The 24,740-nt window shown below is 65.0% G+C and carries 23 protein-coding genes and 1 tRNA gene; 18 read left to right on the forward strand and 6 right to left on the reverse strand.

The features are described from left to right. Window positions 1–63: 63 nt before the first annotated feature. The gene (locus tag AC1Z3W_RS26210) at window positions 64–1,134 is read right to left on the reverse strand and encodes a LacI family DNA-binding transcriptional regulator (protein ID WP_057924498.1); all 1,071 of its coding nucleotides are present in this window, start codon (window positions 1,132–1,134) and stop codon (window positions 64–66) included. A 238-nt stretch (window positions 1,135–1,372) separates the two neighbouring features. Between AC1Z3W_RS26210 and rbsK the strand changes: the two genes are divergently transcribed. From rbsK to AC1Z3W_RS26225, 3 genes are all read left to right on the forward strand, one after another. After that, window positions 1,373–2,302: a ribokinase gene (gene rbsK, locus AC1Z3W_RS26215; RefSeq protein WP_057924285.1), complete on the forward strand. Its 930-nt coding sequence runs from the start codon at window positions 1,373–1,375 to the stop codon at window positions 2,300–2,302. A 62-nt stretch (window positions 2,303–2,364) separates the two neighbouring features. After that, entirely contained in the window at window positions 2,365–3,684 is a 1,320-nt protein-coding gene (locus tag AC1Z3W_RS26220; RefSeq protein ID WP_057924286.1) for an MFS transporter, read from the forward strand. A 45-nt stretch (window positions 3,685–3,729) separates the two neighbouring features. After that, window positions 3,730–4,677: a dihydrodipicolinate synthase family protein gene (locus AC1Z3W_RS26225; protein ID WP_057924287.1), complete on the forward strand. Its 948-nt coding sequence runs from the start codon at window positions 3,730–3,732 to the stop codon at window positions 4,675–4,677. Between the two features lie 106 nt (window positions 4,678–4,783). Here the strand turns inward: AC1Z3W_RS26225 and AC1Z3W_RS26230 are convergent, their stop codons facing one another. After that, complete coding sequence (locus tag AC1Z3W_RS26230; RefSeq protein ID WP_483508771.1) at window positions 4,784–6,457, reverse strand: electron transfer flavoprotein-ubiquinone oxidoreductase; 1,674 nt, start codon at window positions 6,455–6,457, stop codon at window positions 4,784–4,786. Between the two features lie 178 nt (window positions 6,458–6,635). Between AC1Z3W_RS26230 and AC1Z3W_RS26235 the strand changes: the two genes are divergently transcribed. Both AC1Z3W_RS26235 and AC1Z3W_RS26240 read left to right on the forward strand, forming a co-directional pair. Continuing rightward, window positions 6,636–7,412, forward strand: a complete 777-nt coding sequence (locus AC1Z3W_RS26235) for an SDR family oxidoreductase (RefSeq protein WP_059467666.1) — start codon at window positions 6,636–6,638, stop codon at window positions 7,410–7,412. Between the two features lie 32 nt (window positions 7,413–7,444). Next, on the forward strand, window positions 7,445–7,876 hold the full coding sequence (locus tag AC1Z3W_RS26240; RefSeq protein WP_057924290.1) for an acyl-CoA thioesterase: 432 nt from the start codon (window positions 7,445–7,447) through the stop codon (window positions 7,874–7,876). A gap of 107 nt (window positions 7,877–7,983) precedes the next feature. Here AC1Z3W_RS26240 and AC1Z3W_RS26245 read toward each other — a convergent pair whose 3' ends face one another. Continuing rightward, the gene (locus AC1Z3W_RS26245) at window positions 7,984–8,529 is read right to left on the reverse strand and encodes a LuxR C-terminal-related transcriptional regulator (protein WP_014897242.1); all 546 of its coding nucleotides are present in this window, start codon (window positions 8,527–8,529) and stop codon (window positions 7,984–7,986) included. Window positions 8,530–8,752: 223 nt separating this feature from the next. Here AC1Z3W_RS26245 and AC1Z3W_RS26250 point away from each other — a divergent pair, with 223 nt between their 5' ends. Beyond that, window positions 8,753–9,457: a CoA transferase subunit A gene (locus AC1Z3W_RS26250; protein WP_012363722.1), complete on the forward strand. Its 705-nt coding sequence runs from the start codon at window positions 8,753–8,755 to the stop codon at window positions 9,455–9,457. Window position 9,458: 1 nt separating this feature from the next. After that, window positions 9,459–10,100, forward strand: coding sequence for a CoA transferase subunit B (locus AC1Z3W_RS26255; protein ID WP_124835107.1), 642 nt, complete (start codon window positions 9,459–9,461; stop codon window positions 10,098–10,100). Window positions 10,101–10,170: 70 nt separating this feature from the next. On the opposite strand, the gene AC1Z3W_RS26260 is transcribed toward AC1Z3W_RS26255, so the two are convergent. From AC1Z3W_RS26260 to AC1Z3W_RS26270, 3 genes are read right to left on the reverse strand one after another with little or no spacing between them, the layout of a single operon-like run. Continuing rightward, a complete protein-coding gene (locus AC1Z3W_RS26260; protein ID WP_124835106.1) occupies window positions 10,171–10,884 on the reverse strand; it encodes an SDR family oxidoreductase in 714 nt (237 codons plus the stop codon). Window positions 10,885–10,922: 38 nt separating this feature from the next. Next, the gene (locus AC1Z3W_RS26265) at window positions 10,923–11,933 is read right to left on the reverse strand and encodes a polysaccharide deacetylase family protein (RefSeq protein ID WP_124835105.1); all 1,011 of its coding nucleotides are present in this window, start codon (window positions 11,931–11,933) and stop codon (window positions 10,923–10,925) included. 11 nt (window positions 11,934–11,944) lie between these two features. Then, window positions 11,945–12,502 (reverse strand): ester cyclase, encoded by a 558-nt coding sequence (locus tag AC1Z3W_RS26270; RefSeq protein WP_057924294.1) that lies wholly within the window; start codon window positions 12,500–12,502, stop codon window positions 11,945–11,947. Between the two features lie 138 nt (window positions 12,503–12,640). Here AC1Z3W_RS26270 and AC1Z3W_RS26275 point away from each other — a divergent pair, with 138 nt between their 5' ends. From AC1Z3W_RS26275 to pheT, 11 genes are all read left to right on the forward strand, one after another. Further along, window positions 12,641–13,546, forward strand: a complete 906-nt coding sequence (locus tag AC1Z3W_RS26275) for a LysR family transcriptional regulator (protein WP_057924295.1) — start codon at window positions 12,641–12,643, stop codon at window positions 13,544–13,546. 132 nt (window positions 13,547–13,678) lie between these two features. Further along, window positions 13,679–14,575 carry an alpha/beta fold hydrolase gene (locus tag AC1Z3W_RS26280; protein ID WP_057924500.1) on the forward strand — a complete coding sequence of 299 codons (897 nt, stop codon included), beginning with the start codon at window positions 13,679–13,681 and terminating at the stop codon, window positions 14,573–14,575. A gap of 81 nt (window positions 14,576–14,656) precedes the next feature. Next, complete coding sequence (locus AC1Z3W_RS26285) at window positions 14,657–15,010, forward strand: RidA family protein (protein WP_014897238.1); 354 nt, start codon at window positions 14,657–14,659, stop codon at window positions 15,008–15,010. 39 nt (window positions 15,011–15,049) lie between these two features. Next, window positions 15,050–17,284, forward strand: coding sequence for a RelA/SpoT family protein (locus AC1Z3W_RS26290; RefSeq protein ID WP_057924296.1), 2,235 nt, complete (start codon window positions 15,050–15,052; stop codon window positions 17,282–17,284). A 96-nt stretch (window positions 17,285–17,380) separates the two neighbouring features. Next, window positions 17,381–17,457 (forward strand) — tRNA-Val (locus AC1Z3W_RS26295). Between the two features lie 271 nt (window positions 17,458–17,728). Next, window positions 17,729–19,636: a threonine--tRNA ligase gene (thrS, locus tag AC1Z3W_RS26300; RefSeq protein ID WP_057924297.1), complete on the forward strand. Its 1,908-nt coding sequence runs from the start codon at window positions 17,729–17,731 to the stop codon at window positions 19,634–19,636. A gap of 49 nt (window positions 19,637–19,685) precedes the next feature. Continuing rightward, the gene (gene infC, locus AC1Z3W_RS26305) at window positions 19,686–20,210 is read left to right on the forward strand and encodes a translation initiation factor IF-3 (protein WP_082664562.1); all 525 of its coding nucleotides are present in this window, start codon (window positions 19,686–19,688) and stop codon (window positions 20,208–20,210) included. Window positions 20,211–20,400: 190 nt separating this feature from the next. Then, the gene (gene rpmI / locus AC1Z3W_RS26310) at window positions 20,401–20,598 is read left to right on the forward strand and encodes a 50S ribosomal protein L35 (RefSeq protein WP_004191477.1); all 198 of its coding nucleotides are present in this window, start codon (window positions 20,401–20,403) and stop codon (window positions 20,596–20,598) included. A 30-nt stretch (window positions 20,599–20,628) separates the two neighbouring features. Next, window positions 20,629–20,988, forward strand: a complete 360-nt coding sequence (rplT, locus tag AC1Z3W_RS26315; protein ID WP_004192938.1) for a 50S ribosomal protein L20 — start codon at window positions 20,629–20,631, stop codon at window positions 20,986–20,988. Window positions 20,989–21,136: 148 nt separating this feature from the next. Then, the gene (gene pheS, locus AC1Z3W_RS26320) at window positions 21,137–22,150 is read left to right on the forward strand and encodes a phenylalanine--tRNA ligase subunit alpha (RefSeq protein WP_014897235.1); all 1,014 of its coding nucleotides are present in this window, start codon (window positions 21,137–21,139) and stop codon (window positions 22,148–22,150) included. A gap of 96 nt (window positions 22,151–22,246) precedes the next feature. Next, the gene (gene pheT / locus AC1Z3W_RS26325; protein WP_057924299.1) at window positions 22,247–24,676 is read left to right on the forward strand and encodes a phenylalanine--tRNA ligase subunit beta; all 2,430 of its coding nucleotides are present in this window, start codon (window positions 22,247–22,249) and stop codon (window positions 24,674–24,676) included. The last annotated feature ends 64 nt before the right edge of the window (window positions 24,677–24,740 follow it).

Raw genomic sequence — 24,740 nt, forward strand, 5'->3', positions numbered from 1 at the left:
CGGCGCCGGCGATTCGCCGGTAACCGACACGATGCGAAACGGGGCGCCTGGGGCGCCCCGTTTTCATTGGGCTGCCGGCTGTGGCGGCGCGGCCGACTCACGCACCCGCAGTTCGGGCAGTACCGCGCAACCGGGCCCGGCTTCGCCGTTCTCGAGTGCGTCGAGCAGCGCGTGGGCGGCTTTGCGCCCGATCGCAGCGGTGTCGACCCACATGGTCGTGAGTGACGGCCGGATTTCGCGAGCCAGCGCGACGTCGTCGAATCCGGTGATCGACAACTGCGACGGCACCTCGATGCCCAGCGCCTGCGCCTCGAGCAGCGCGCCGAGCGCGAGCGCATCGTTGCCGCAAATCACGGCCGTCGGGCGCGTCGTTCCATTGTCGGCAATCGCGCGCAGGCTCGCCCGCCCGAACGCGATCGTGGCCGCGCCCTCGTGCTGGTGTACCGGGCGGACCGCGAGCCCGCGCGCGGCAAGCGTGTCGTGAATGCCGCGCAGGCGGGCCTGCACGCGGTCGTTGTCCGCGCTAGGCTGCATGATGATCGCGAAATCGCGATGACCGAGGTCGAGCAGGTGCGTGGTGAGCTGCGCGAATGCCGCGCGGTTGTCGAAGCCGATGCAGCAGTGCGGGCTGCCGTCGCGATACGCGTAGGTCACGACATACGGCACGCGGTGCTGGCCGAGCAGCTCGAATACTTCCGGCGGATACGCTTCACCGACCAGCGACACGGCTTCCACGCCGCGCGACAGCATCGCGCGCACCTGCGCCAGCGCTTGCGCCGGGTCGTAATTCGAGCAGCCCAGAAAGAGGGTGATGCCGTGTTCGGCCATGACCGCCTGCATTCCCGCTACCTGCGACGCGAACACCTGGTCGTCGAGCGTCGGGATGATCGCCCCCGTGATGTGGGTGCGCGTCGACGCGAGTGCGCGGCCGGCGGCGTTCGGAATCCAGTTCAGCGCGCGTGCGGCATCGCGCACGCGCTGCTGTACGTCAGCCGACACCTTGCCGGGATCGTTGTACACGCGCGAAACGGTCGCGGTCGACACGCCGGCGAGTTTCGCGACATCGCCAAGCACCGACCGGCCGCTGCCGCGCCGCGCGCGCGCCGTGCCGCCGCTGGATGGAGGCGTGCTCATCGGTTGCCCCTGGCCGCGGCTGCCGCGCAGACCGCGCACGTTCTCAAAAACGCCATCGTTTACCCTCGATTCATCGTGGTCCCGCTTGCATTCCCGGTCTCGCCTGTGAGAATGTAAGCGCTATCTTGATGCCAATCCGTATTATGTCAGACACAGGTTCCAACCGCATTGCGAAGTTTTCGTCGACGTCGGCCTTTCCGGCCATTTTGTTTGCTGCAAATGTAAGCGGTTACATTCGATGATGAATCACGGAAAGCCACCCCGAATCGCCGTCGTCGGTAGCGTCAACGTCGATCTCGTCACGCGCGCGCCGCGTCTGCCCGTACCGGGAGAAACGCTGCTCGGCAGCTCGTTCCAGACCGTCCACGGCGGCAAGGGGGCGAACCAGGCGGTGGCCGCCGCGCGCCTCGGTGCATCCGTCGCGATGATCGGCTGCGTCGGCAACGACGCATTCGGGGCACGCCTGCATGACGCGCTCGCGGCGGAGCGCATCGACGTGACGCACCTGCACCGGATCGACGGCGAGGTAACCGGGGTCGCCACGATCACGGTCGACGCACACGGGGCGAACAGCATCGTCGTCGTGCCCGGCGCGAATGCATGCCTCGATGCCGCATTGATCGACGCGTCGCGCGACGTGATTGCCGGCGCGGCACTGATGGTGTGCCAGCTCGAGGTGCCGATCGAGACCGTTGCGCGCGCCATCGGCAGTGCGATCGCACATCGGACGCCCGTGCTGCTCAATCCGGCGCCTGCCCGGCCGCTGTTCGACGCATTGCTGGCCCGAATCGACTACCTCGTCGTCAATGAAACGGAAGCGGAGTCGCTGACCGGCATCGCGGTCGCTGACGACGCATCGGCGGTACGCGCCGCCGATGCGCTGTGCGCGAAGGGCGTCGGCAACGTGCTGGTCACGCTTGGCGCGCGCGGCGTCTGCTGGCGCGGGAGTGCAGGACACGGCAGCCACCGGGCCATGGCGGTGGTCGCCGTCGATACGACGGCGGCCGGCGACACCTTCGTCGGCGGGTTCGCCGCGGCGCGGGCGAGCGGTGCATCGATGGACGACGCAATTGCGTTCGGCCAGCGTGCGGCCGCGATCAGCGTGACGCGCTACGGCGCGCAGACCTCGATTCCGACACGCGAAGAAGTGGAGCGTGCGGCCGTATAGATTCCGCGACGACGGAAAGGGCCGGAGCCCGGCAACCATTCAGGACAATGGAGACAAACGCAATGAACGAGAATCATGCTGTTCCGACTGCGCCGCCACGCATCCGGCGCGGACAACGTATCGCGCTCGCGCTGCTGATGGTGAGCGGGATCGTCAACTATCTCGACCGCGGCACGCTGGCCGTCGCGAGTTCGGCCATCCGGAACGATCTCGGTCTGTCGCTTTCCGAGATGGGCTTGCTGCTGTCGGCATTTTCGTGGAGCTATGCGCTGTGCCAGTTCCCGGTCGGCGGACTCGTCGATCGTATCGGACCGCGCCGGCTGCTCGGCGTCGGGCTGATCGTCTGGTCGCTTGCGCAGGCGGCGGGCGGCATCGTCGCCACCTTCGGCTGGTTCATCGTCGCGCGCATCGTGCTCGGCATCGGCGAGGCGCCGCAGTTCCCGTCGGCGGCGCGGGTGGTGAGCAACTGGTTTCCGCTGCGTGCACGCGGGACGCCGACCGGGATCTTCAACGCGGCATCGCCGCTCGGCACCGCACTCGCACCGTTGCTGCTGTCGGTGCTCGTCGCCTCGCTCGACTGGCGCTGGGCGTTCGTCGCGACGGGGGCGCTCGGCCTCATCGTCGCCGTCATCTGGTTTGCACTGTACCGCGATCCCGCGCGTGCGCAGCTGACTGCGGCGGAACGCGCGTATCTCGATGCCGGTGCGCAGCCGGCCGTCGCCACGCCGAAACTGACCTTCGCCGACTGGCGCAGCCTGTTCTCGCACGGCACGACCTGGGGCATGCTGATCGGATTCTTCGGTTCCGTGTATCTGAACTGGGTCTACCTGACCTGGCTGCCGGGGTATCTGACGATGGAGCGTCACATGAGCCTCATTCGCACCGGATTTGCGGCGTCGGTGCCGTTCCTGTGCGGATTCGTCGGCTCGCTGGTCGCCGGCTGGCTGTCGGACCTGGTCACGCGCCGCAGCCGCTCGCCGGTCGTGAGCCGACGCAACGCGGTGGTCGTCGCGATGCTCGGGATGGTCGCGTTCACGATTCCGGCCGCACTCGTGCAGAGCAACACCGTCGCGCTCGCGTGCATTTCGGTCGTAATCTTTCTCGCCAATGCGGCATCGGCATGTTCGTGGGCGCTCGCGACGGCGGCCGCGCCGCCTAGCCGCGTCGCATCGCTCGGCGCGATCCAGAATTTCGGCGGTTTCATCGGCGGGGCGCTCGCGCCGATCCTGACGGGCGTCATCGCGCAGAAGTGGTCGTTCGTGCCGGCGCTGCTGACGGCGGCGGCAATCGCGTTCGCCGGTGCGATCGCCTACCTGCTGCTGGTTCGCAAGCCGATTCCCGAACAGGCCTCGAGTGCCGCGCCCGGCGCGCTGCCGGCCTGAGCACCGCGTCTACATCGCGCATTTACTGAAGCAAGGAGAAAACAGATGCAACACCATCAGCAGTCGACCGCGACCATCGAGGGGATCGTACCGGTGATGCTGACACCGTTCGACGACGCCGGCGCGATCGATTACGCGGGGCTCGAGCGACTCATCGAATGGTATCTGGCGCACGGCTCGGATGCGCTGTTCGCGGTCGCGCAATCGAGCGAGATGCAGTTCCTGAGTCTGGCCGAACGGGCAGAGCTCGCGCGTTTCGTGGTCGAACGCGTGGCCGGGCGCGTGCCCGTCGTCGCGTCCGGCCACATCAGCGAAGATCTGGATGCGCAGGCCGCCGAGTTGTGCGCGGCGGCGGAATCGGGGGCGCAGGGCGTCGTGCTCGTGACCAACCGCCTCGACCCGCAGCGCAAGGGCAGCGCCGCGTTTCTCGACCATCTTCACAAGCTGCTTGCGCGACTTCCGTCGGATTTGCCGCTCGGCTTGTACGAATGCCCGGCGCCTTACCGCCGATTGCTGTCCGATGATGAACTGCGTGCGTGCATCGACACCGGCCGCTTCGTGATGCTCAAGGACGTGAGTTGCGACCTGGAGACGGTGAAGCGGCGCGTTGCGCTCGCCGAGGGATCGCCGCTGAAGATCCTGAATGCGAACGCCGCGATCGCGTGGGATGCGATGAAGGCGGGCTCGGCCGGCTTCAACGGCGTGTTCACCAACTTTCATCCGGATCTGTATCGCTGGTTGCGCACGCAGGGCGGCTCGGATCCGGCACTCGCCGATGAGTTGTCGACGTTCCTGGTGGTGTCGGCGGTGTCGGAAGCGCTGGGCTACCCGGCGCTTGCGAAGATCTATCACCAGCGGATCGGCACGTTCGCGTCGATTCGTTGCCGCGCGATCGACTACGACGTGCGCGAGCGCTTCTGGGCGCTCGACGCCGTGCTCGACAAGATTGTGTCCGGTACCGAGCACTTCCGTCGGCGGATCGCGGCGCGCTGACGCGGCCGGCGTGCCCTGCGTGAATCGCACGCCGGATGGCGGGCAGGGCAAGCCGGCTGTCGAACGGACGAAGAAAACGCCGTGCGAGGCGGCGTTTTCCGGCAGGTTACATGTTCGGGTAATTCGGCCCGCCGCCGCCTTCCGGCGTGACCCACACGATGTTCTGCGTCGGGTCCTTGATGTCGCAGGTCTTGCAGTGCACGCAGTTCTGCGCGTTGATCACCAGCCGATCGCTGCCGTCGTCGTTCTTCACGAACTCGTAGACGGCCGCCGGGCAGAAGCGACCCTCGGGGCCCGCGTAGGTGCTCAGGTTCACGTTCACCGGCACGCTCGCATCCTTCAGCGTCAGGTGCGCCGGCTGGTTCTCCTCGTGGTTCGTGTTCGAGATGAACACCGACGACAACCGGTCGAACGTCAGCTTGCCGTCCGGCTTCGGATACTCGATCGGCGTGCATTGCGATGCCGGCTTCAGCATCTCGTGATCCGCATGCTTGTGGTGCAGCGTCCACGGCACGTTGCCGCCCATCACCTTCTGCTCGAGACCGACCATCAGCGTGCCCAGGTACAGCCCCTTGGCCATCCACTGCTTGAAGTTGCGCGCGCGGTACAGCTCCGTGTACAACCACGATTGCTTGAACGCATCCGGGTACGCGTTGAGCTCGTCCGACTGACGGCCGGCCTGCACCGCATCGAACGCGGCGTCCGCGGCCAGCATGCCGGTCTTGATCGCCGCGTGGCTGCCCTTGATCCGCGATGCGTTCAGGAAGCCCGCGTCGTCGCCGATCAGCGCGCCGCCCGGGAACACCGTCTTCGGCAGCGACAGCAGGCCGCCCGCCGTGATCGCGCGCGCGCCGTACGACACGCGCTTGCCACCTTCGAGGAATGCGCGGATCGACGGATGCGTCTTGTAGCGCTGGAATTCCTCGAACGGCGACAGGTACGGGTTCGTGTAGCCCAGGCCCACCACGAAGCCGACCACGACCTGGTTGTTGTCCATGTGATACAGGAACGAGCCGCCGTACGTATCGGACTTCAGCGGCCAGCCGGCCGTGTGGATCACGAGGCCCGGCTTGTGCTTGGCCGGATCGATTTCCCACAGCTCCTTGATGCCGATCCCGTACGCCTGCGGATCGGCGTTCGCGTCGAGCTTGAACTTCGAGATCAGCTGGCGGCCCAGGTGGCCGCGGCAGCCTTCGGCGAACAGCGTGTACTTCGCGTGCAGCTCCATGCCGAGCTGGAAGTTCTCGGTCGGCTCGCCGTCCTTGCCCACGCCCATGTTGCCGGTGGCCACGCCCTTCACCGAGCCATCGTCGTTGTACAGAATCTCGGCGGCCGGGAAGCCGGGGAAGATCTCGACGCCGAGCGCCTCGGCCTGTGCCCCGAGCCAGCGGGTCACGTTGCCCAGCGAAATCACGTAGTTGCCATGGTTCTGGAAGTTGGCGGGCAGCGCCCAGTTCGGCGTGGTGATCGCGCTGTTCTCGGACAGGAACAGGAAGCGGTCTTCGGTCACCTCGACATCGAGCGGCGCGCCGCGTTCCTTCCAGTCGGGGAACAGTTCGTTGATCGCGCGCGGATCCATCACCGCGCCCGACAGGATGTGCGCGCCGATCTCGGAACCCTTCTCGAGCACGCACACGCCGATCTCGGTGCCTTTCTCGGCGGCCAGCTGCTTGAGCCGGATCGCCGCCGACAGCCCGGCGGGGCCGCCGCCGACGATCACGACGTCGTATTCCATCGATTCGCGCGGGCCGTACTGCTCGATGAGGCTTGCGGGGGTCATTGGCGTTCCTCTAACCGTTAGAATGCTTTTATTCGGGAGCGTATTGTCTGCGAAACAAAACGCTTGCCGCAACAGCATGCGAATAGATTAGCACGATCGTTCTATTTTATGTGCTAGGGTTATGCTGCGCAGGACAGGGCGCCCGTCGCGGCGAAACGACATCGAAAGGGGATGTGCAATGGGTCGATCGATCAATCTGGAAGGCAAGGTCGCGCTGGTTACGGGTGCATCGAGCGGCCTCGGGCAGCGCTTTGCGCAGGTGCTGTCGCAGGCCGGCGCGAAAGTCGTGCTCGCGAGCCGCCGCGTCGAGCGCCTGAAGGAGCTGCGTGCGGAGATCGAGGCGGCGGGCGGTGCCGCGCACGTCGTGTCGCTCGACGTCACCGACGTGCAGAGCATCAAGGCGGCCATCGCGCACGCGGAGACTGAGGCCGGCACGATCGACATCCTCGTGAACAATTCGGGCGTCTCGACGATGCAGAAGCTCGTCGACGTGACGCCGGCCGATTTCGAATTCGTGTTCGACACCAACACGCGCGGCGCATTCTTCGTCGCGCAGGAGGTCGCGAAGCGGATGATCATGCGTGCGAACGGCAACGGCAAGCCGCCGTACCGGATCATCAACATCGCGTCGGTGGCCGGTCTGCGCGTGTTCCCGCAGATCGGGCTGTATGCGATGAGCAAGTCGGCGGTCGTGCAGATGACGCGTGCGATGGCGCTCGAATGGGGCCGCCACGGGATCAACGTCAACGCGATCTGTCCGGGCTATATCGATACCGAAATCAATCATTACTTGTGGGAAACCGAGCAGGGCCAGAAGCTGCAGTCGATGCTGCCGCGCCGGCGCGTCGGCAAGCCGCAGGATCTCGACGGGCTGTTGTTGCTGCTCGCGGCCGACGAGTCGCAGTTCATCAATGGCTCGATTATCTCCGCCGACGACGGCTTCGGCCTCGCCTGAGTGGATGACATTCAGCAACAAAGAAGACTGCGATGAGCGAATATTCCCCCGTATTTGAAATGTCGATGCCGATCCGCTGGGGCGACATGGACGCGTTCGGCCACGTGAACAACACGGTCTATTTCCGCTACATGGAACAGGCCCGGATCTCGTGGTTCGAGGAACTCGGCATCGCGGGCGGCAACGGCGAGGGGCAGGGGCCCGTGATCGTCACGGCGTCGATGGAGTTCCTGAAGCAACTGCACTATCCGGGCGACGTGATCGCGAAGATGTCGGCCGCGAAGCCGGGTCGCAGCAGCTTCGACACCGGTTTCGAGCTGACGCGCGCGGACGATCCGCAACACGTCTATGCGCGCGGCAATGCACGCTGCGTGTGGGTCGACTATGCGCTCGGCAAGTCGGTGCCGCTGCCGCAACTGCTGCGCGATACGATCGAGCGTGCGCTCGCGGCGAAGATCGACTGAGCGCCGCGGCATCGGACCCGGCGCGCGGGCGCCGGTGTGCCGCCATTTCCTGATGATCCCCCCGAATCGGCCGCGTCATGCGGCCGATTGCCATTGCGGGGCGCGTGTTACTGGCCGAGCAGGCGCTGCAGCAGCTCCGGCGTATTGTTCGTGCCGTACTTGCGCATCAGCCGCGCGCGGTAGATGTCGACCGTGCGCGAACTGATATCGAGCACGCGTCCGATCTGCTTGCTGGTCTTGCCGGTCGCGAGCTGCGCGGCGATCTCGCGTTCGCGCGGCGTCAATTCGACAGCGACGCGGCGCGTCGCGCTCAGGTCTTCGAAGGTCCAGACGCCGGCCGCGAGCGGCGCGGTGCGGTCGAGTGCGCGGCCCGTCACGTGGCACCAGAACAGCTCGCCGTCGGCCCGTTTCATGATTCTGTCATCGGCGTAGGTGCCGTTCGCGATCATCACGCGCGAAATGCGTTCGCCGATGCGCTGGAATTCGTCCGGCGACGGATAGAGCACCTCGTATGACTTTCCGATCAGGTCAGCCCGCGTGCAGCGGAAGATCGACGCGAGCGCGTCGTTGCAGTCCTCGATCACGCGGTCGCGCGACATTACGAGGCCGAGTGGCGCGAGGTGGAAGGCAGTCTGGTAATCGAGAGCGGGCATGGCGCGGGCAAGCGGAGGCAAATGCTTATGTATTTTTGCGTATTGTGCCGTATCTGCGCCGCATCGTACCCTTTCGGGCATCTCGCGGCGGTTTGTCGCGATATAAAAACAGCGCGCTTCGACGCAGGGTTCGCCGTGCATGCATAGAATGAGGCGGCGGGCTTGCGGCCCAATGGGCGCGTGAACCGGTTTTGCTGGTTTCCATAGAGGAAGGGACATACAGATGAACAAAGTCTATCCCAGCGCGGCTGCCGCGCTGGAAGGGATCGTCCGCGACGGACAGACCTTCGCGGTGGGCGGCTTCGGCCTGTGCGGGATTCCCGAGGCGCTGATCGCCGCGCTGCGCGATTCCGCCGTCAAGGGCATCACCTGCATCAGCAACAATGCGGGCGTCGACGGCTTCGGTCTCGGCCTGCTGCTGGAAACGCGCCAGATCAAGAAGATGATCTCGTCGTACGTCGGCGAGAACAAGGAGTTCGAGCGCCAGTACCTGGCCGGCGAACTCGAGCTCGAATTCACGCCGCAGGGCACGCTCGCCGAGAAGCTGCGCGCGGGCGGCGCCGGCATCCCCGCCTTTTTCACGAACACGGGCTACGGCACAGTGATCGCGGAAGGCAAGGAAACGCGCCAGTTCGGCGATCGCCACTACGTGCTGGAGCCGTCGCTGACGGCCGACGTCGCGCTCGTGAAGGCGTGGAAGGCCGACAAGTCCGGCAACCTGATCTATCGCCGCACCGCGCGCAACTTCAACCCGATGTGTGCGATGGCGGGCAAGATCACCGTGGCGGAAGTCGAGGAGATCGTCGAGAACGGCACGCTCGATCCGGACCAGGTCCACACGCCGGGCATCTTCGTGCAGCGCATCGTGCTGAACGCGACGCCCGAGAAACGCATCGAACAACGCGTCGTACGCGCGAAAGGAGACTGACATGGCCTGGAATCGTGACCAGATGGCCGCGCGCGCGGCGAAGGAACTGCAGGACGGCTTCTACGTGAACCTCGGCATCGGCCTGCCGACGCTCGTCGCGAACCACGTGCCGGAGGGCGTCGAGGTGTGGCTGCAGTCGGAGAACGGCCTGCTCGGCATCGGTCCGTCGCCGACCGAGGACGAAGTCGACGCCGACCTGATCAACGCCGGCAAGCAGACCGTCACGACGCTGCCGGGCTCGTCGATCTTCTCGTCGGCCGATTCGTTCGCGATGATTCGCGGCGGCCACATCAACCTCGCGATCCTCGGCGCGATGCAGGTCAGCAAGCAGGGCGACCTCGCGAACTGGATGATCCCGGGCAAGATGATCAAGGGCATGGGCGGCGCGATGGATCTCGTCGCGGGCGTCAAGCGCGTCGTCGTGCTGATGGAGCACGTCGCGAAGGGCGACCAACACAAGATTCTCGACGAATGCAACCTGCCGCTGACGGGCGTCGGCGTGGTCGACCTGATCATCACCGATCTCGGCGTGATCGAAGTAACGCCGGACGGCCTGAAGGTGCTCGAGCTCGCCGACGGCGTGAGCGCGGAAGAGATCCAGGCGAAGACGGGCGCACCGCTCGACGTGAGCGCGGTCGCCTGAGGGCCGTCGTCCCGCATCTCTCGACGCCCCGCGTTCCGTCAGGAGCGCGGGGCGTTTTGTCATGGCTGCGTCATGCGATCGCGCCGCCGCCGTCGATCAGCACCGTCGAACCGGTCGCATAAGGCGTTGTCGCCAGATACACGATCGCATTCGCTATGTCCTCCGGTTGGCCGACGTGGCGTGCCGGAAGGCGCTGGGCGGCGCCGGCGTACATCGCGTCGCGTGCATCGGGCGCGAGCTTGTTCCACAGCGGCGTCGCGACCAGGCCCGGCGATACGGTATTCACCCGCACGGGCGCCAGCTCGAGAGCAAGGCCGCGGGCGAGCGCCTCGAGCGCCGCGTTGATCGCACCCTGCAGCACCGACGATGCGTTCGGCCGTACGCTGAGGTAACCCGACACGAAGGTCAGCGAACCGCCGGGTGCGATATCGATCGAGCGGGCGACGCGGTATGCGCCCCAGAACTTGCTGTCCATCGCGGCCTGCGCGTCGGCAAGCGGCAGTGCGCGGATCGGGCCCGTGGCTGTCTTCGCGGCCGAAATCACGACGTGGTCGAACTGGCCGGCACGCGCGCAGAACGCATCGACGGCCGCCGTATCGGTGATGTCGAGCGCTTCGGTACGCATGTGGCCGCCTGCCGTGATACCCGCGCCTGCCCTGGCCGGGTCGCGCGACGCGATCGTCACGACGGCGCCACGTTGTGCGAATGCTTGCGCGGTGGCGGCGCCGATGCCGGAGCTGCCACCGACGACGAGGACTTTCTTTCCGTTGAGCGGATCATTCATGATGGTCTTCCCGAAGTGATGAGCGGGGTGGAAGCCGGTCAGATCGTTTCGGCTTCGCGCAGCGTCGACCGGCTGCGCAACGCAAAGCGGGCGATGTCGTCCTTGCGCATGAAGGCCACGCCTGGATGCGAGCGTGCATAGTGCAGGAATGCGTCCCACGCGCGGACCATCTGCGGAGTGCCGCTGATCCGGTCGTGCGCGCTGATCGACATCAATCTGCGCCGCTGCCCGGCTTCCGCGTACAACTGGTCGAAATCCAGCTTGATCTGCTCGAGAAACATCGTCGGCGAGTAGTTGCGGCCTTCGATCAGCAGGATGTCGTTGTTGCGCAGCGTGTACGGGACGACCGCGAAATCTCGGCCGTCGACGGTCTCGATGAAGGGCTCGTCGCGACTGACGTCGTCGATGTGGTACACGTAGCCGAGCTCCTGCAGCAGCGACAGCGTATGCGGGCCGCGCCGCAGCCAGTTGCAGTTGTAGCCGATCGGGCGCCGTCCCGTCGCCGCTTCGACCATGTCGCGGGCTTCGGTGAGGAAGCGGCGCTCGTCGTCGCGGTTCATCGCGAATTGCGACCGCCATGTCGGTCCGTGCGCGGCCGCTTCGTGGCCGCGCGACACGATCTCGCGTGCGAGTTCGGGGTGCCGGCGAGCGGCTTCTCCGATCATGTGCGACGTGACTTTCACGCCGTGCCGGTCCCACAGGTCGAGAAGGCGTGGAATCCCTTCACGATAGCCATACGCGAACCACGTGGCCGACGCCAGGTCGACCGGCACCGACGGTGGAAATTCGACGGACGGGAACGGACTGTCCGCGCCCTTGGACGGTTGTCCACCGGCTTCGAACTGCATCGAGATCGAGATGACGAGCCGCATATCGTCCGGCCAGAACCCGCCGGCGTCCATCCTTGCGGGATCCGGTATCGGCGCAGCCGTTGCCGGCCGGGAGGCGCCCGCGGCCATCGCGATGCTGGCCGCCAGCCCGGCACTCGCCTGGGCAAGAAACGTGCGGCGCGCCGGATGCGTCGCCGAATCGTAGTCGCTGTGAGTCATCGTCTCCTCCGTCACCCGACGAGCCCGAGCTGGCGCATCAGCGTCAGGTTGTCCTCGATGTGCCAGTTTTCCGCGATCCGGCCGTGATCGATCCGGTAGATGTCGGTCGCGATGAAGTCGACCGTCTGCCCGTTTCCGGTCGTTCCATTGAAAGTGCCGGTGAAATGCCCGCGAAAATGCAGGTGCATGACGACACGATCGCCCGCGACGATCATCTGTTCGATGTTGCAATGCAGGTCCGGGATGGCTGCGCGCATGGTTCTGGATGCCGCGAGCGGTCCCGGTACGCCCTGTGCGCGGCCGGCCGGCAGCGTTCGATCGATGAAATCGGCGGCGAGCGCCGTGCGGGCGAGGGCGGCATCGCCCGTATCCCAGAACGTGCCATACCGACGTGCGGCGAGGATTTGCGCGCGTGCCTGCGCGGCCGGCACGTCGGCCGCGACGGTCAGGCTCTGCGGCTCGACGAGGTCGGCGGCGCGGGATGCGGCAGGCGACAGCATAACGACGCAGGCCGCCGCAGCGATGACGCGGGCGATTGGGCGAGCGACCGAAGGAAGGTGGATCGACATGGTTTCGGGTGTCCTGTGAATGGCGCCGAGCGACGACGCGGAACAGGTATGGTAGGTTTCCGTTTGCAACGCAAATACGGGATAAAAACGAATGAATTATTCGAAAAATGGAAAGGATTGGCGAGGCGCGGTGCCGCGATGCTGATCGATGATCTCCCGGCGCTCGATACCTTTGCGAGAATCGTGTCGGCTGGCAGCCTGTCTGCGGCGGCGCGCGAGCTGGACTTGTCGCTGTCCGTCGTCAGCAAGCGGCTCGCGCATCTGGAATCGCAGCTCGGCGTGCGTCTGCTGCACCGGACGACACGGCAGCAAACGCTGACCGACGACGGCGCGCAGTTCCATGCGCAGGTGCTGCGCATCCTGGCCGAGGTCGATCGCGCCGAAACGCTGATGAGCGACCGCCGCGGCACGGTCAGCGGCATGCTGCGCCTGACGGCGCCCGGCGAGCTCGGCCGCCTGCGGATCGCGCCGCTCGTCGCGGCGTTTCAGCGTCAACATCCGGAGTTGACCGTGCAGCTGATGCTGACCGACACGATCGTCGATTTGCTCGCGCAGGATATCGACATTGCCGTGCGGATCGGCAGGCTCGCCGATTCGACGATGATCGCGCGCGAACTGGCGCCGAATCATCGCGTGCTTTGCGCGTCGTCGAGCTATCTTGCCGTGCACGGGCTGCCGGCCCATCCTGCCGAGCTTCGTGCACATCGATGCATCGTGATGGGCGACCAGCCGCGGACGGAGTGGCGGTTCAAAGGTGTGCAGGGTGCGGTGACGGTCGAGGTGACGGCCGCGCTGCTGACGAACGATGGCGGTGCGGCTCGTACGTTGGCGCTGGAGGGTGCCGGCATTGCGCTGAAGTCGATCTGGGACGTCGGTGCCGATCTCGAGGCCGGTCGGCTTGTCCGCGTGCTGCCGGCGTTCGCGGCGCCCGCGGCACCGCTTCATGCCGTCTATCCCGGCGGTCGTCACGTGCCGTTGCGCGTGCGCGCATTCGTCGATTTCCTGCGCGAGCAATTGCGCGACGCGTGGCGCCTCGGCGCGTGAGCCGTTGCGAACGATGCGCCGGATGACCGCCGGCGCGTGACGCCCCGCCGTTACGAAGCGGTTTACAATCGTTTGCATCAGGCGGCGCAAGCGTTGCCCGCCGCGCCGCCCACGTTCGACAGGATGCCAACGATGCCAACAACTTCAACGAATCCTCCGCTTCCCCGTCAGCGACGCGTGCAGTGTGCGAGCGCCGCCGGCCTTCATCATGTCGCCTACACCGAATGGGGCGACCCCGCCAATTCGCGCGTGCTGGTCTGCGTGCACGGCCTGACCCGCTCGGGGCGCGACTTCGACCGGCTCGCCGCCGCGCTGTCCGATACGTATCGCGTCGTGTGCCCCGACGTCGTCGGGCGAGGCCGCTCCGACTGGCTCGCCGATCCGCGGCATTACGCGATTCCGCAATATGTGGCCGACATGGTCACGCTGATCGCGCGGCTCGACGTCGAGTCGGTCGACTGGTTCGGCACGTCGATGGGCGGGCTGATTGGCATGGCGTTCGCGGGGCTCCCTGGTTCGCCGCTGCGCCGGATGATCGTCAACGACGTCGGCCCGCGCATCGAACCCGATTCGCTGACGCGCATCGGCGAATACCTCGGCGTGCAGCCGCGCTTCGCGACCGAGCAGGAGGGCGTCGACTATCTGACGTCGCTGTCGCTGCCGTTCGGTGCGTTGACCGGCGACGAATGGCGCGAGATCAACGGGCCGTTGCTGCGCGAGTTGCCCGACGGCGGCTGGACGATGCGCTACGATCCGCGCATCGCCGAGCCGTTCAAGGCGACGACGCCCGAACTGGCCGCGCTCGGCGAAGCCGCGCTGTGGCGCGCGATCGAGACGACCGATGCGTCGCTGCTGGTCGTGCGCGGCGCCGAGTCGGACCTGCTGTCGCGCGAGACCGTCGCCGAGATGGTGCGCCGCGGCCGGCATGTGGCGCAGGCGGAAATTCCCGGCACGGGGCACGCACCGGCATTCCTGAGCGCCGACCAGATTGCGCTCGCACGGCGGTTTTTCGTCGAAGGCGACGCATAAACGCGTCATAATGTATGGTTCGGCGACATGCGGGCCGCGTCGTCGCCGATTCTTCACCCATTCAAACGACCGGAACATTCCATGGCAGTCATTCGTCACCACGTCGGGGCCCGTCTCTCCGAAACCGCGATCCACAACGGTACCGTGTATCTGGCCGGCCAGATCGCCGAAGACACCACCCAGGACATCAAGGGCCAGACGCGCGAAGTGCTCGGCCACATCGACCGCCTGCTCGCCGAAGCGAACAGCGACAAGGCGCATCTGCTGTCGGTGCAGATCTACATTTCGGATCTTGCGAACTTCGAAGGCATGAACGCGGAGTGGGACGCGTGGGTCGCGCAGGGCAACACGCCGCCGCGTGCCACCGTCGAGGCGAAGCTCGCGGATCCGGCGCTGCTCGTCGAGATCGTCGTCGTCGCCGCGCAGCGGAGCTGAGCGAAGCATCACGATGACCGCAATACGCCAGGCAGTGCGATGACCGAGTCCGTTTCCGCTTCTTCCGTCGCGGCGCCGTCGTTCGATGACGTGCTCGCGTTCGTTCGCGAGCGGGCCGGCGACGCGCGCCTGTCGTCGGGCGAACTGCTCGCCGATCACTCCGCGGGCACGGCGGCGATCATGCGCACGCTGAACGTCGATCCGCATGCAATGCAGGCGGCCGCGCTGTTCGTGCTGACGCCGCACTTGAACGACCCCGAACGGGAGCTGACCGAACGGTTCGGCGAAGAGGTCGCGCGGCTCGTGTCCGATGTGCGCAAGCTGCTGCGGCTCGGTACCGTCAGCCTGCGCGCCGCGCAGAACGCGATGCCCGACGCCGGGCGCGACGCCGCGGAGGAGCGGCGTACGCAGATCGAGGCGCTGCGCAAGATGCTGCTCGCGTTCGCGCAGGACATCCGCGTGGTGCTGATCCGCCTGGCGTCGCGGCTGCAGTCGCTGCGCTACTACGCGGCGGCGAAGATCGATCCGCCGCCCGACGTCGCGCGCGAGACGCTAGAGATCTATGCGCCGCTTGCGAACCGTCTCGGCATCTGGCAACTGAAGTGGGAGCTCGAGGACCTCGCGTTCCGCTTCGAGGATCCGGTCACCTACAAGCGCATCGCGAGGCTGCTCGACGAGAAACGCGTCGAACGCGAGGCGTACGTCGCACAAGCGATCGAGCGGCTCCAGCACGAACTGGCGGAAGCGCACATCCCGGCCGACGTGAGCGGGCGGCCGAAGCATATCTACAGCATCTGGCGCAAGATGCGCGGCAAGGAACTCGACTTCTCCGAGCTGTACGACGTGCGTGCGTTCCGCGTGATCGTGCCGGACATCAAGGATTGCTACGCGGTGCTCGGCATCGTGCATCACCTGTGGCAACCGGTGCCGAAGGAATTCGACGACTACATTTCGCGCCCGAAGCCGAACGGTTACAAGTCACTGCATACGGTCGTGATCGGCGACGACGGGCGTGCGTTCGAAGTGCAGATCCGCACACAGGAAATGCACCGCTTCGCCGAGTACGGCGTCGCCGCGCACTGGCGCTACAAGGAAGCGGGCGCGCGCGGCTATGGCGGCCAGTTCTCGGCGAGCGACAAGTACGACGAGAAGATCGCGTGGCTGCGCCAACTGCTCGCATGGAAGGACGACGTCGAGGACGGCACCGAAGTATCGGGTGACCAGGCATGGGCCCAGTTGCGCGAGACGTCGCTCGACGACGACCACATCTACGTGCTGACGCCGCAGGCGCGCGTGATTGCGCTGCCGCAGGGCGCGACGCCAGTCGATTTCGCGTATCACCTGCACAGCGAGCTCGGCCATCGCTGCCGCGGCGCGCGCGTCGATGGCGTGATGGTGCCGCTGAACACGTCGCTCGCGAACGGTCAGACGGTCGAGATCGTCGCGGTGAAGGAGGGTGGACCGTCGCGCGACTGGCTGAACCCGCAGCTTGGCTATCTGAAGAGCCCGCGCGCGCGACAGAAGGTGCGGGCGTGGTTCAACTCGATCGAGCAGGAAGAGAACATCGCGCATGGTCGCGCGCTCGTCGAAAAGACGCTGCAGCGCGAGGGCAAGACGTCGGTCAACCTCGACAACCTCGCCGCGAAGCTCGGCTTCAAGTCGCCCGAGGAACTGTTCTCGGTCGTCGGCAAGGAAGAGTTCAGCCTGCGCAACGTCGAGCACGCGCTGTCCGATGCGCCGCCGCCCGAGCATGCGCCCGAGGCTCCCGCCGATTTCGAGAAGCGCAGCAGCGGGGCAAGTGTCGCGCACGGCGCGTCGACCGGCGTGCTGGTGGTCGGCGTCGATGCGCTGCTGACCCAGCTCGCGCGTTGCTGTCGTCCGGCACCGCCCGACCCGATCAGCGGATTCGTGACGCGCGGCAAGGGAATGTCGATTCACCGCAGCGACTGTCCGACATTCCGGCGGATGGCCGAACGGGCGCCGGAGCGCGTGCTGCAGACGACCTGGTCGGCCGACGTGCTGGGTGGGCGCGGCGTGTCCGTCTATCCGGTCGACCTGATGATCGAGGCGAGCGACCGGCAAGGCTTGCTGCGCGACATCTCCGAAGTGTTCGCGCGCGAGAAGATGAACGTGGTGGGCGTGAAGACGCAAAGCCGCCGCAATGCGGCCTTCATGCAGTTCACGGTCGAGGTGTCGAATTCCGCGCAAGTGCAGCGGGCATGCACGCTGCTCGGCGAGGTGCCGGGCGTCGTGCGGGCGGGGCGCAAGGCATGACGTCCCCATAATGGGGCGGGAGCCGGATCATTTTGCTGCGACTGCATAAAAACGCTTGCCAAGTCATCGGTAGCCCCATATAATCTTAGCTTCTCTAGGCTCGTAGCTCAGCTGGTTAGAGCACCACCTTGACATGGTGGGGGTCGTTGGTTCGAGTCCAATCGAGCCTACCAACGAATTGAGAATGCCCGGTTTCCGGGTGTTTGATGCAGTAAATAACTCAACGCGAACAAGGCGAATACGGTTATGACACCGCGAACGTTGACCGAAACCTTTTCGGAGCGACGCTAGTCGAGGAACGTTTTCGCCCTTTCAGTTTGAGTGAAGTATCGAATGCGGCCCCTCGAAAGCGGGGCCGCATTTTTTTTGTCGCGGAATTTTCGCGCGTGACTTTTACATCGCGTGCTTGGTTTGCCGCCCACTGTCGGCATCACGGAGATTGCTATGGTTTCGATACGCTTGCCTGACGGCTCAGTTCGACAATACGAGCATCCGGTGACAGTTGCCGAGGTTGCGGCCTCGATCGGTCCCGGCCTTGCGAAGGCTGCGCTTGGTGGCAAGCTCGACGGTGAACTCGTCGATACGTCCACGGTCATCGATCGCGACGCATCGCTCGCGATCGTCACGGACAAGGATGCCGACGGTCTCGACATCATCCGTCACTCGACCGCGCACTTGCTCGCGTACGCGGTGAAGGAACTGTATCCGGATGCGCAGGTGACGATCGGTCCCGTGATCGATAACGGCTTCTACTACGACTTCTCGTATAACCGCCCGTTTACGCCTGAAGATCTGGAAAAGATCGAAAGGCGCATGCAGGAACTCGCGAAGAAGGACGAGCCGGTCACGCGCCGCGTCGTGTCGCGCGACGAGGCGGCCGGCTATTTCCGCAGCCTCGGCGAGAAGTACAAGGCCGAGATCATCGAATCGATTCCGCAAAGCGACGAAATCAAGCTGTACTCGCACGGTGGCTTCACCGACCTGTGCCGCGGCCCGCACGTGCCGTCGACCGGCAAGCTGAAGGTCTTCAAGCTGATGAAGGTGGCGGGTGCGTACTGGCGCGGCGACTCGAAGAACGAGCAGCTGCAGCGCATCTACGGCACGGCCTGGACGAAGAAGGAAGACCAGGATCAGTACCTGCACATGCTCGAGGAAGCGGAAAAGCGCGACCACCGCAAGCTCGGCAAGCAACTGGACCTGTTCCACATGCAGGAAGAGTCGCCGGGCATGGTGTTCTGGCATCCGAAGGGCTGGGCGCTGTGGCAGCAGGTCGAGCAGTACATGCGCCGCCGCGTGAACGATGCCGGCTACCTCGAGATCAAGACGCCGATGATCATGGACCGCTCGCTGTGGGAGGCGTCGGGCCACTGGCAGAACTACCGCGAGAACATGTTCACGACGGAGTCGGAGAAGCGCGACTACGCGATCAAGCCGATGAACTGTCCGGGTCACGTTCAGGTGTTCAAGCACGGCCTGCGCTCGTACCGCGACCTGCCGCTGCGCTACGCGGAATTCGGTTCGTGCCATCGCAACGAGGCATCGGGTGCGCTGCATGGCCTGATGCGCGTGCGCGGCTTCGTGCAGGACGATGCGCACATCTTCTGTACGGAAGAGCAGTTCATCGCCGAGTCGATCGCGTTCAATACGCTGGCGATGAGCGTGTACAAGGATTTCGGGTTCGAGCACATCGACATCAAGCTGTCGTTGCGCCCCGACCAGCGTGCGGGCACGGACGAAACGTGGGATCGCGCCGAGCAGGGCCTGCGCGACGCGCTGACGGCGTGCGGCCTGTCGTGGGAAGAGCTGCCGGGCGAAGGTGCGTTCTATGGTCCGAAGATCGAATACCACATCAAGGATGCGCTCGGCCGTTCGTGGCAGTGCGGCACGCTGCAGCTCGACATGGTGTTGCCGGAGCGTCTCGGTGCCGAGTACGTCGCGGAAGACAACAGCCGCCGCCGGCCGGTGATGCTGCACCGTGCGATCGTCGGTTCGATGGAACGATTCCTCGGTATTCTGATCGAGCACCATGCCGGTGCGATGCCGGTCTGGCTCGCGCCGTTCCAGGCAGTTGTGCTCAATATCGCCGAAAGTCAGGCGGAATATGCACAATCTCTGGCCCAAACGTTGCAAAAACAAGGGGTTAGAGTGGCGGCCGATTTGCGCAACGAGAAGATTAGTTATAAAATACGCGAGCACACGCTGGAAAAGGTGCCTTATCTCCTCGTCGTGGGTGATAAGGAGCGTGATGCGCAAACGGTAGCCGTGCGTGCCCGTGGCGGCGTCGATCTTGGCGTTATGCCGATCGAAGCCTTCGTTGAGCGTCTGCAGGAAGACCTGCGCTCGTTCAAGTAACCGCCCTGGCAGCGCGGCTCGTTTTTTTAATTTTTAGAGGAAACGTAACATCGCTACTGATAAGTCGTCGCATCGCATCAACGGTGAAATCACTGCGCCGGAAGTGCGTCTGGTCGGGATCGAGAACGAACCGCTCGGTATCGTAAAACTCACTGATGCTTTCCGTAAATCGGAAGAGTTGGATGTTGACCTGGTGGAAATCGCGCCGCAAGCGGTTCCGCCGGTCTGCCGTCTGATGGACTATGGCAAGTTCAAGTATCAGGAGTCCAAGAAGCAGCACGAAGCGAAGCTGAAGCAGAAGGTCATCCAGGTGAAGGAAGTCAAGTTCCGCCCGGGTACCGATGACGGTGACTACAACGTCAAGCTTCGCAACCTCGTGCGCTTCCTCGAAGAGGGCGACAAGACGAAGATCACGTTGCGTTTCCGCGGCCGCGAAATGGCTCACCAGGAGATCGGCATGCGGATGCTTGAGCGTCTGCGCACGGATCTCGAGGAAGTCGGCCAGGTCGAGCAGATGCCGAAGATGGAAGGGCGCCAGATGATCATGGTGCTCTCGCCGAAGAAAAAGAAGTAACGGGCCCGCGCGCCACGCGCGCAGGTTCGAAAGTGGTTCGGTGCGTTGCCCGGTCAGGGCGGCGCGCCAACAATGACGGCGGCTGCGCAAGCGGTTCGCCGTACACAAGTGGACTGGGTTTCGAAGGGCGGGTCAAGGGCGCAAGCCAACCGCACACCCATCGCCATCAAATAAACTGGAGTTGTTCGTCATGCCTAAGATGAAGACCAAGAAGAGTGCTGCAAAGCGCTTCGTGGTGCGTCCGGGCGGCACCGTCAAGCGCGGTCAAGCCTTCAAGCGTCACATCCTGACCAAGAAAACCACGAAGAACAAGCGTCACCTGCGCGGCGCAACGGCAGTTCATGATTCCGATCTGAACTCCGTCCGCGCGATGCTGCCGTTCGCGTAACCCCTCAACTGATACTCTAAGGAGAGAAACATGCCTCGAGTCAAACGTGGGGTAACCGCACGGGCCCGCCACAAGAAGATCATCAACCTGGCCAAGGGTTATCGCGGCCGTCGCAATAACGTCTACCGCATCGCCAAGCAGGCGGTGATGCGCGCTGGTCAGTACGCGTACCGCGATCGCCGCAACAAGAAGCGTGTGTTCCGCGCACTGTGGATCACGCGTATCAACGCGGCAGTCCGCCAGCACGACATGACCTACAGCGTGTTCATCAACGGCCTGAAGAAGGCGTCGATCGAACTCGACCGTAAGGTCCTGGCCGACATGGCGGTGTTCGACAAGGCTGCTTTTGCTGCGATCGTCAAGCAGGTGAAAGCCGCCGTTGCAGCCTAATTGCGAAATTAGCACTGCGTGGTGAGTTGCAGCGATGTTCCGGTAGTCTCGGCCGCTGCAGCGAAAACGGGGCTCTTCCGAGCCCCTTTTTTGTTTGGTGAGCAGTTTTGCTTGCCAAGACCGAATGACGTTGGAAATGATGGGATCTATGGATCTGGACCAGATTGTCGCCGACGCGCAGCAGTCCTTCGAACAGGCTGCCGACATCACCACGCTCGAAAACGAGAAAGCACGATTTCTCGGCAAGTCGGGTGCGCTGACCGAGTTGCTCAAGGGCCTCGGCAAGCTCGATCCCGAAGCACGCAAGACCGAAGGCGCACGCATCAACGTCGTGAAGCAGCAGGTTGAAGCCGCGCTGACCGCTCGCCGCCAGGCGCTCGCCGACGCGCTGTTGAACCAGCGCCTCGCCGCCGAGGCGATCGACGTCACGTTGCCGGGCCGCGGCGCCGGTGCAGGCAGCCTGCACCCCGTGATGCGCACGTGGGAGCGCGTCGAACAGATTTTCCGCTCGATCGGCTTCGACGTGGCCGACGGTCCCGAAATCGAGACCGACTGGTACAACTTCACGTCGCTGAACAGCCCGGAGAACCATCCGGCGCGTTCGATGCAGGACACCTTCTACGTCGAAGGCAAGGATGCCGACGGCCGCCAGCTGCTGCTGCGCACGCACACGAGCCCGATGCAGGTGCGTTACGCGCGCATGAACCGTCCGCCGATCAAGGTGATCGCGCCGGGCCGTACGTATCGCGTCGACAGCGATGCGACCCACTCGCCGATGTTCAATCAGGTCGAGGGGCTGTGGATCGACGAAAACATCAGCTTCGCCGACCTCAAGGGCGTCTATACCGACTTCCTGAAGAAATTCTTCGAGCGCGACGACATCCTCGTGCGCTTCCGTCCGTCGTATTTCCCGTTCACGGAACCGTCGGCCGAGATCGACATGATGTTCGAGCACGGCAAGAACGCCGGCAAATGGCTCGAGATCTCGGGCTCGGGGCAGGTGCATCCGACCGTGATCCGCAACATGGGCCTCGATCCCGAGCGCTACATCGGCTTTGCGTTCGGCAGCGGCCTCGAGCGCCTGACGATGCTGCGCTACGGCGTGCAGGATCTCCGGCTGTTCTTCGAGAACGATCTGCGTTTCCTGCGCCAGTTCGCATAACGCACGCGCCGCGCCGACATGTGCCCGCGCACGCCCCGCCGGACGTTTCCGACGGGGCCCGGGCGTCGATCTAACCTGTTTCGAACGTAGACATCCATGCAATTCCCTGAATCCTGGTTGAGAACCTTTGTCGACCCGCAGCTGACGACCGACGAACTGTCGCACGCGCTGACGATGGCGGGGCTCGAAGTCGAATCGCTGAGCAAGGCTGCGCCGCCGACGTCGAAGATCGTCGTCGGGCGCGTGCTCGAAGTCGTCAAGCATCCGGATGCGGACAAGCTCAATGTCTGCCAGGTCGACGCCGGCACCGGCGCGACGCTGAATATCGTGTGCGGCGCACCGAACGTGTCGCCCGGCATCAAGGTGCCGGTCGCGCTGGTCGGCGCGGAACTGCCGCCGGCAGAAGAGGGCGGCAAGCCTTTCGCGATCAAGCTGTCGAAGCTGCGCGGCGTGGAGAGCCAGGGGATGCTGTGCTCGGCGCGCGAGTTGAAGCTGTCCGAGGACCACAGCGGCCTGCTGATCCTGCCGGAAGACACGCCGATCGGCCAGGACATCCGTGACACGCTCAATCTCGACGACACGATCTTCGAAATCAAGCTGACGCCGAACAAGGCCGACTGCCTGTCGGTATTCGGCATCGCGCGCGAGACGGCCGCGATCACCGGCGCGCCGCTGACGCCGGTCGATATCCGTCCGGTGCGCGTCGAGCTCGACGAGACGCTGCCCGTGCGCATCGCCGCCCCTGATCTGTGCGGCCGCTTCTCGGGCCGCGTGATCCGCGGCGTGAACGCGCACGCGAAGACGCCGCAATGGATGGTCGAGCGCCTCGAGCGCTCGGGCCAGCGCAGCGTGTCGGCGCTCGTCGACATCTCGAACTACGTGATGTTCGAGCTCGGCCGTCCGTCGCACGTGTTCGACCTGGACAAGATCCACGGCGGCATCGAGGTGCGCTGGGGCAAGCGCGGCGAGTCGCTGAAGCTGCTGAACGGCAACACGGTCGAACTCGACGAAACGGTCGGCGTGATTGCGGACGACCGTCAGGTCGAAAGCCTCGCGGGCATCATGGGCGGTGACAGCACGGCCGTCACGCTCGACACGACGAACATCTACCTGGAGGCCGCGTTCTGGTGGCCGGACAGCATCCGTGGTCGCGCACGCAAGTACAACTTCTCGACCGATGCGGCTCATCGCTTCGAGCGCGGCGTCGACTATGCGACGACCGTCGAGCACGTCGAGCGCATTACCCAACTGATTCTCGAGATCTGCGGCGGCAAGGCCGGCCCGGTCGACGATCAGGCGGTGAACCTGCCACAGCGCGCACCGGTGAAGATGCGCGTGTCGCGCGCGAACCGCATCATTGGCGTGAAGATCGACGCCGACGAGATCGCGAACATCTTCACGCGCCTCGGCCTGCCGTTCGAGCGTGACGACGACGCATTCCTGGTCACGCCGCCGTCGCACCGCTTCGACATTGAGATCGAGGAAGACCTGATTGAGGAAGTCGCGCGCATTTACGGCTTCGAGAAGATTCCGGCGCGTCCGCCGGTCGCGACGAGCGAGATGCGCGCAACCAACGAGACGCAACGTTCGATCCATGACATCCGTCATGCGCTCGCGGCGCGCGACTATGCGGAAACGGTCAACTTCAGCTTCGTCGATGCGGAATGGGAGCACGATTTCGCTGGCAACGACAACCCGATCCGCCTGCTGAACCCGATCGCGAGCCAGCTGTCGGTGATGCGCACGACGCTGTTCGGCAGCCTGATCTCGGTGCTGCGCCACAACCTGAACCGTCGCGCGGATCGCGTGCGTGTGTTCGAGGCGGGCCGCGTGTTCCTCGCCGATCCGTCGGTGAAGGCCGGCGAACTGACCGTCGAAGGCTACACGCAGCCGAAGCGTGTCGGCGCGCTCGCGTACGGCCCGGCGGTCGACGAGCAGTGGGGCGTGGCGACCCGCCCGGTCGATTTCTTCGACGTGAAGGGCGATCTCGAGGCGCTGCTCGCGCCGGCCGCCGCACGCTTCGTGAAGGCCGAACATCCGGCCCTCCATCCGGGCCGCAGCGCGCGCATCGAAGTCGATGGCCGCGCGGTCGGCTGGATCGGCGAGCTGCATCCGCGCCTGATGCAGAAGTACGAGCTGCCGCACGCGCCCGTGATGTTCGAAATCGACGCGGACGCGCTGATCGCGCGTGCGTTGCCGGCACCGACCGACGTGTCGAAATTCCCGCCGGTACGGCGCGATATCGCGGTCGTGGTCGATCAGGCGGTCGAGGTTCAGGCACTTTTCGACGAAATGAAGAAGGCACTGGCCGAAGACGCCTGCCGATTCGTTCAGAAGGTTGTACTCTTCGACGAATTTCGTGCAAAATCAAATACTTCCGGTGGCCTTGCCGCGCACGAGAAGAGCCTTGCCTTCCGCGTGACGCTGCAGGATGCGGCTGGCACGCTACAGGACGAGGTCGTCGATCAGGCGATCCAGACGCTGGTCGAGCGGATGGCGCGTGCCGGTGCTCGTCTGCGCGGCTAAGGAGAAGGGCCGCCCGTTCGCGGGTGGCTTTTCCCTATCGTAAGTTTTGGTTTAACGCGCTGTA

The organism is Burkholderia sp. 10_S31, from assembly GCF_056930375.1.

Excerpts from the sequence above, each read along its gene's own strand:
- AC1Z3W_RS26210 (WP_057924498.1), bottom strand. The coding sequence starts at position 1,134 with ATGAGCACGCCTCCATCCAGCGGCGGCACGGCGCGCGCGCGGCGCGGC.
- rbsK (WP_057924285.1), top strand. The coding sequence starts at position 1,373 with ATGATGAATCACGGAAAGCCACCCCGAATCGCCGTCGTCGGTAGCGTC.
- AC1Z3W_RS26220 (WP_057924286.1), top strand. The coding sequence starts at position 2,365 with ATGAACGAGAATCATGCTGTTCCGACTGCGCCGCCACGCATCCGGCGC.
- AC1Z3W_RS26225 (WP_057924287.1), top strand. The coding sequence starts at position 3,730 with ATGCAACACCATCAGCAGTCGACCGCGACCATCGAGGGGATCGTACCG.
- AC1Z3W_RS26230 (WP_483508771.1), bottom strand. The coding sequence starts at position 6,457 with ATGACCCCCGCAAGCCTCATCGAGCAGTACGGCCCGCGCGAATCGATG.
- AC1Z3W_RS26235 (WP_059467666.1), top strand. The coding sequence starts at position 6,636 with ATGGGTCGATCGATCAATCTGGAAGGCAAGGTCGCGCTGGTTACGGGT.
- AC1Z3W_RS26240 (WP_057924290.1), top strand. The coding sequence starts at position 7,445 with ATGAGCGAATATTCCCCCGTATTTGAAATGTCGATGCCGATCCGCTGG.
- AC1Z3W_RS26245 (WP_014897242.1), bottom strand. The coding sequence starts at position 8,529 with ATGCCCGCTCTCGATTACCAGACTGCCTTCCACCTCGCGCCACTCGGC.
- AC1Z3W_RS26250 (WP_012363722.1), top strand. The coding sequence starts at position 8,753 with ATGAACAAAGTCTATCCCAGCGCGGCTGCCGCGCTGGAAGGGATCGTC.
- AC1Z3W_RS26255 (WP_124835107.1), top strand. The coding sequence starts at position 9,459 with ATGGCCTGGAATCGTGACCAGATGGCCGCGCGCGCGGCGAAGGAACTG.
- AC1Z3W_RS26260 (WP_124835106.1), bottom strand. The coding sequence starts at position 10,884 with ATGAATGATCCGCTCAACGGAAAGAAAGTCCTCGTCGTCGGTGGCAGC.
- AC1Z3W_RS26265 (WP_124835105.1), bottom strand. The coding sequence starts at position 11,933 with ATGACTCACAGCGACTACGATTCGGCGACGCATCCGGCGCGCCGCACG.
- AC1Z3W_RS26270 (WP_057924294.1), bottom strand. The coding sequence starts at position 12,502 with ATGTCGATCCACCTTCCTTCGGTCGCTCGCCCAATCGCCCGCGTCATC.
- AC1Z3W_RS26275 (WP_057924295.1), top strand. The coding sequence starts at position 12,641 with ATGCTGATCGATGATCTCCCGGCGCTCGATACCTTTGCGAGAATCGTG.
- AC1Z3W_RS26280 (WP_057924500.1), top strand. The coding sequence starts at position 13,679 with ATGCCAACAACTTCAACGAATCCTCCGCTTCCCCGTCAGCGACGCGTG.
- AC1Z3W_RS26285 (WP_014897238.1), top strand. The coding sequence starts at position 14,657 with ATGGCAGTCATTCGTCACCACGTCGGGGCCCGTCTCTCCGAAACCGCG.
- AC1Z3W_RS26290 (WP_057924296.1), top strand. The coding sequence starts at position 15,050 with ATGACCGAGTCCGTTTCCGCTTCTTCCGTCGCGGCGCCGTCGTTCGAT.
- thrS (WP_057924297.1), top strand. The coding sequence starts at position 17,729 with ATGGTTTCGATACGCTTGCCTGACGGCTCAGTTCGACAATACGAGCAT.
- rpmI (WP_004191477.1), top strand. The coding sequence starts at position 20,401 with ATGCCTAAGATGAAGACCAAGAAGAGTGCTGCAAAGCGCTTCGTGGTG.
- rplT (WP_004192938.1), top strand. The coding sequence starts at position 20,629 with ATGCCTCGAGTCAAACGTGGGGTAACCGCACGGGCCCGCCACAAGAAG.
- pheS (WP_014897235.1), top strand. The coding sequence starts at position 21,137 with ATGGATCTGGACCAGATTGTCGCCGACGCGCAGCAGTCCTTCGAACAG.
- pheT (WP_057924299.1), top strand. The coding sequence starts at position 22,247 with ATGCAATTCCCTGAATCCTGGTTGAGAACCTTTGTCGACCCGCAGCTG.